A 5,288-nucleotide genomic window follows, 5' to 3' on the forward strand; every position below is an offset into this window, starting at 1 on the left:
TAGGGCGGCAATTTTAATTGTCGTTAACCGGCAAATCTAATTGACGTCAGACAATCGTGTTCCAACTGGACCGGACCATCACCGATCCCTCGGAAATGAGAGCGGCATATCAGGGAGTCATTCGCCGCTTCGGCGGCGACGGTTCCTGCAAAGATGCATGTCGCCTCTTCTTCGGCAGCAAGGGCAGCAATCCGATCATTCTTGGGAATATCCTTCCCAGCACTGAACTGGACAAGTTGCTGGTGATGGGGCATGAAGTTCGTATAAGCGATTCAGACGGCGACCCGGACGAAAAGACGGCGCGGGTTCCCGTGACAAATCGCTCTCTGATTTCACTGGAAAGCAATCAACAGGTTCGACTGAAGGAGGGCAGCATGGCAGCTTTGCAAGACCTGAACGGTCGCACTCCTATTCATTGCCCTGTCCATATGGATCGGCATCCAAGCGCGATGGTGGTCGTGAACAAGGGCGGCAAGCGTGGTGTTTATTGCAGCACCTGCGTATCGACCTTCTGGCCCGGAACTTCGGACCGTGTCCAACAACCGCATTATGACTTCAACGCAGTCGCGCATGCAGTACGCCAACTGGCGCACGATGAATTCCCGCACCACCATGATGACCTTTACAACATCGACGATGCAGGCAACCTGATCGAACCGACACCAGAAGAGATCGCAGAATGGCTGCGCTTAATTTCCACACGGACCCACATAGCGTTGTACGACAAATTCCTACCCGAGATTCCGCTTCAGCCCGGCTTGACGCTTATTGGCAGCCGTAAGGGTTCTGGCAAGACCAAACAACTGGAACGGATCAGCTATGAATGTCAAACGCGTGGCCTATCTGTTTTGCTGATCGGGCATCGACAAGCATTGATTCACAGTATGGCCTGCCGCCTTGGTCTAACCTGCTATCTCCACTCTGATGACGGAAAGCTAAAAAACAATCTCCCCAACGACCGCTATGCAATATGCGTGGACAGCATGGGAAAGCTGCTGAAACCCCATGTTCACCGTTATGATGTCGTCATTGTCGATGAGGCCGAACAGGTGCTACGTCACATAACGGCAGCCGACACCCTTAAGAATAAGCGCCGTCATTGCTACCAACTGCTTTGCCATTACCTCAGACAAGCTCAGTCAGTCCTCCTCTGCGACGCAGATCTTGGTGCCATCACTATTGAGGCAATGTATCAAGTCGTTGATAGCAATACACCCTGTCGCTTTTACCTGAACGATTATCGACCGTCTCTCAAGCACTACGACCTGTACGCAGACGACAAGCATTTAATTGCTGACATGCTGGCAGCTATCGGGAACGGCGGGCGGCACTATGTAGCTACCAATTCGAGGCGCAAGGCGAAGGCGTTACATGCCGCAGTCACCACCGCCTACCCTGACAAGAAAGTCGTCCTGGTTACTGCCGAACATGCCGCCGATGCAGCCACACAGCGCTTCATTGACAACATCAAGGCGGAATTTCTGGCCGTGGACGTGGTGATCGCTTCACCGACATTGGGCACCGGCATTGACATCACCTTTGACAACGAGGGGCATGAGATCGATACCGTGTTCGGCTTCTTCGTGTCGCGTGTCAACACTCACTTCGATATCGATCAGCAGTTGGCGCGTGTACGGCATCCCAAGGCAGTCAAAGTCTGGGTGACGCCAGAACGATTCAATTTTGAAACTGACCCGTCTGCCATCGAGGCCGAACTAATCATGTGCCGCAACCTGAACGACATGATCATTGGCTATGAACGGGATCATTTCCCCATCCTCGATCAGTCCTTTCTGAAGGTATATTCTCAGGTCGTAGCAATACAGCGAGCATCCAAGAATGCTTTGCGCCATCATTTTGTGCAGTTGCGTGAGCAAAATGGCTGGAAAGCGAATCTGATTGAGCGATCTGCCGACTCAGCAAAGGAAGGCGCTGCACAGATGAAAGACGCAGAAGCTCTGATCGAAGCCAATCGGGTCAACGCCATCTGCAATGCCGTGCCCATTAGTGAAGAAGAGTACCGCAAGCTCGTGGACATGCAGAAGACCAAGCTCATCATGCCTGCCGATGAATGTTCGATGCGACATTATGAACTGGCGTCGTTCTATCGCACTCTTGTAGATACCAGCTTGATCGAACTTGATGACAACGGCAAGTTCCGTGAACGCATCCGTCTGGCAGAAGCATACTTCGCCCCGCTGACTTTAGCCATCAACCGTAGCCGTCGCTTTGATGATTCCAGCGTCCTTGCTCCAGATGCAGCCCAATTGCCTCTGAAGCGTGAACTGCTACGCGAACTTCTGGCTTCGGCTGGGTTAGCAGATGACAGCACCCCCATCAAATGCGGCGTTTCTTTCAAGCATGCGGACCTGAAACGATTCGTTGTGACGTATAAGCAGAATGCCCGGTGCATTGAAGAACTGTTTGGCCTGACAGTGCGCGATGACCTTGAAAGAAATGCAGTCCAAAGCTTAACCCCTGTTCTGCGTCTGATCGGTCTTTCGCGCAAGAAAACAGCCAATTACAAAATCAATGGCAAGCGAGTGCGTGAATATGAAGTCGATGCCGATTCCGTGAAATTAGTCACCGATATCATCCAGCGTCGCGCCTCTTTTTCTTGATGTGCTAGACCCACGGGAACAACTGATTATTCATCTCTCTATAGTGTTGAGAGGCACCAGTTGTTCCCCATTAATCTTCAGGCTACCAGTCTGCTTGATTCAAAAAATATAACCCCGGTAGAAAGCGGCAGGGGGCTTCCGATATAGGACCAGAACAGGAACTATCCATGCTGCAAATTGAAGTCCTAGGAGCAGTCCTGATCGGTCCTGATGGCCGGTCGAATAAATATCCCTGAATACTGGTGCCTGTTGGACTGAACGAAAGGAAAAGGAATGGACGATCTCGAACACTTGCCACCTAATGTAGTGGCACTCGTTATACGAATCAGGAAAAAATTCGGAACGCCGCCAATGGGTTGGCGATACCCAACGTACAAAGAGGCGATGGAAGAAGACCGTGAACTGGAAGCCAGACGCGAAATCTCGACATGGTTCCGCAAGCTGGAAGCCGATTATTGGAAGATCAACGGCACTTCGATCGGTACGCTTTCGGAAAATTAATATTCACTTGGGAACAGTAGTGTTGTAATGCTGCGGTCGGCCTCGGTGATGATCCACACTTTTTCGCCAGCAATCCGGTATGACGAAAGAATTCGCATACCGCTCGACACGGCCCACTGATTTGCTGCGGCATCTTCCGGCGGTACGTCTCCCCAGTCTCCCCGCACATGCCTGCCCAGGTAAAGGCTGGCGTCAATGCCTTCCCGTTGAAGGTGCATGAAGACGCCGCGTGTCGCGACTATCTGCCCAAGTGGGAACAGTGGCGGTTTTTGCATCAATTGAATGAGAACCGTAATAATGGGTTTTGGTTCTTCGTCGGTCAAGCCCATGGCGGGAGTTCTCCTGTGGCAGCGATCTGCATTTTTTGAGGGCGGAAATAAAGAGAGCCAGGGTTGGATGCCCTGGCTCTCGGTGATGTTATGTGTTCAGTTCGCCAATAAATGGGCGTGCAAATTGAGTCGGTCATGCTCCAAATCGTCTTCTTCGTCGTTTCATATTGATATCTAACTGCCTCGCTTCATGTACTTCGTGTGGTCATGCGGACTGATTTTGCCTACTCCGCTATTTGCGCAGCAAGAAATCAGGGATGTCGAATTCTTCACCTGGATCTCTTGGTGGCTGCGGTTGCTTCGTGGCTGACCGCCAAATGCCTACAAGCCATGACATGTCACCCGATGTGACATTCTTGGATTGAGCTACCGTATCTTTGTGAATGGATTGTGGCGTTCGGCGCTGTTCATATTGCGACGAACTAATCGCAATGCAGTATTTCAACGAATCATATAGCTTGATATCTGCGTCGGTTCGGCAGAGGTATACATTCCTCTTACACTGATCGCAGTATCGAACGCCCTCAACGTAAGATTTGCGTAGCTCGTCCCATTTCTTTGGGCACACAAATTCAAAATCGCTCTCCGTGCAGTTATCAATGAGTGAATCCATTATTGTGAAGTTCAGACGATACTTGTTTTCCATCAATTAATAAATTCGCCATGCAACATCATTTAGCTACGGCGGCCACGCAACTTCTGATCAATGCCATAAATTGAAATGGCGTTCAAACCTGGGAAAGAAAACGTAATAGGCATCGAACACCAAGTAGATGCGGTGATAACAAAGCTGGCTCTCAGAAAACTTTCCGCCGTTATCTTGATTCAAGATGTCCGCAGTCCGTTTTGGCGTTATCTGAACGCCGCATAGCCAGACTCCGTAAATGTCGAGTCTAAAAACATATCGACCGGCTGTCTGCAGCCACACCCTGCGAGCTTCGAACAATACACGTTCCACTTCGGTCAAGGCCATGATGTGCTCCTTCCTATTCAATCGATGGAGCGCAAATTAATATCGTTCCTTCACTGCGTGATTTCTTGGTTCGAGATTGCCGCTTGCATCAACACGAGTATTCTCATCCGGGATGTAATCGAGATAGACTTCGCGGCGCATCCCGTGGAAGTCATATGAAACCTTGTACCGGACCGCGAAGAGACGATCTTCAATGCATTTAACAGTTGGCGGAAAAAGCGAATAGGACCGATTACAGCTTGTATGTAGATCGACATAAACATAATCCCAATCGACCTTGCCCACTGTTTCTTGTGCATATGCGGTGAACGACGAGCAAAGAAAAATAACAGGCAATAACAATTGAATTTTCAATTGAGCGATTTCCTCATTTGAAGCACCGGGGTCCAGTAGTTGACGAGCTATCACATGAAAAGCCGTCCGAGTTGATTGGCATTGCCGATGCGGCGACCATCCTTGTCATGGGTCGAATTCGACCACGCGCAGTAGCGACCCAGGAATTTTCCGGATGCATCATAGGCAGCAATGTCACCGTTAGTTCGTGCTTCGGTGAATCCGATTTTGCGGCCATACCTGTCGAATAGTGGAGTGCTTGTCATCATTCCCCTCCTCGTTTGCATATGAGCTATTCTATCCAGCCTGTAGGAACCGGGAGCGGAAATTGAACAGCTATCTCGCTAGTTAATGCAACAGCCATATTCCCCTACCTTGTCGGTTAGTCGGAATCTATTGGAGGCTGCATTGCGTCTGTGAACGCGGTCGATAAGAAACGCTTCACGAATTCGCCAATCCCCGGTGCACTGGATTCCCGCTTTCCGGCAATGTTCAGGACTTGAATCGAATGCCTGTTTAGGAATGAAATGA

The 5,288-nt window shown here is 50.2% G+C and carries 6 protein-coding genes; 2 read left to right on the forward strand and 4 right to left on the reverse strand.

Features of this window, described 5'->3' with window-relative positions:
* The first annotated feature begins 56 nt into the window (after positions 1-56).
* Positions 57-2,621, forward strand: a complete 2,565-nt coding sequence (locus A6M56_RS24165) for a plasmid replication protein, CyRepA1 family (RefSeq protein ID WP_286758496.1) — start codon at positions 57-59, stop codon at positions 2,619-2,621.
* Between the two features lie 273 nt (positions 2,622-2,894).
* Positions 2,895-3,122: a hypothetical protein gene (locus A6M56_RS24170; RefSeq protein WP_286758497.1), complete on the forward strand. Its 228-nt coding sequence runs from the start codon at positions 2,895-2,897 to the stop codon at positions 3,120-3,122.
* Here the strand turns inward: A6M56_RS24170 and A6M56_RS24175 are convergent.
* The 4 genes from A6M56_RS24175 to A6M56_RS24190 form a co-directional block, all read right to left on the reverse strand.
* Entirely contained in the window at positions 3,119-3,451 is a 333-nt protein-coding gene (locus A6M56_RS24175) for a hypothetical protein (RefSeq protein WP_286758498.1), read from the reverse strand. The two genes, A6M56_RS24170 and A6M56_RS24175, sit on opposite strands and share 4 nt — an antisense overlap.
* A 703-nt stretch (positions 3,452-4,154) precedes the next feature.
* Positions 4,155-4,424, reverse strand: a complete 270-nt coding sequence (locus tag A6M56_RS24180; RefSeq protein ID WP_286758499.1) for a hypothetical protein — start codon at positions 4,422-4,424, stop codon at positions 4,155-4,157.
* Between the two features lie 404 nt (positions 4,425-4,828).
* Positions 4,829-5,026, reverse strand: a complete 198-nt coding sequence (locus tag A6M56_RS24185; RefSeq protein ID WP_286758500.1) for a hypothetical protein — start codon at positions 5,024-5,026, stop codon at positions 4,829-4,831.
* Between the two features lie 113 nt (positions 5,027-5,139).
* A complete protein-coding gene (locus A6M56_RS24190) occupies positions 5,140-5,286 on the reverse strand; it encodes a YpsA SLOG family protein (RefSeq protein WP_286758501.1) in 147 nt (48 codons plus the stop codon).
* Between the last annotated feature and the right edge of the window lie 2 nt (positions 5,287-5,288).

Origin of the sequence: Ralstonia sp. RL (genome assembly GCF_001683835.1) — a bacterium.
Classification (GTDB): domain Bacteria; phylum Pseudomonadota; class Gammaproteobacteria; order Burkholderiales; family Burkholderiaceae; genus Ralstonia; species Ralstonia mannitolilytica.

Bases quoted from the DNA above. Each gene is read 5' to 3' on its own strand.
- A6M56_RS24170 (WP_286758497.1), top strand. From the start codon at position 2,895: ATGGACGATCTCGAACACTTGCCACCTAATGTAGTGGCACTCGTTATA.
- A6M56_RS24175 (WP_286758498.1), bottom strand. From the start codon at position 3,451: ATGGGCTTGACCGACGAAGAACCAAAACCCATTATTACGGTTCTCATT.
- A6M56_RS24180 (WP_286758499.1), bottom strand. From the start codon at position 4,424: ATGGCCTTGACCGAAGTGGAACGTGTATTGTTCGAAGCTCGCAGGGTG.
- A6M56_RS24185 (WP_286758500.1), bottom strand. From the start codon at position 5,026: ATGATGACAAGCACTCCACTATTCGACAGGTATGGCCGCAAAATCGGA.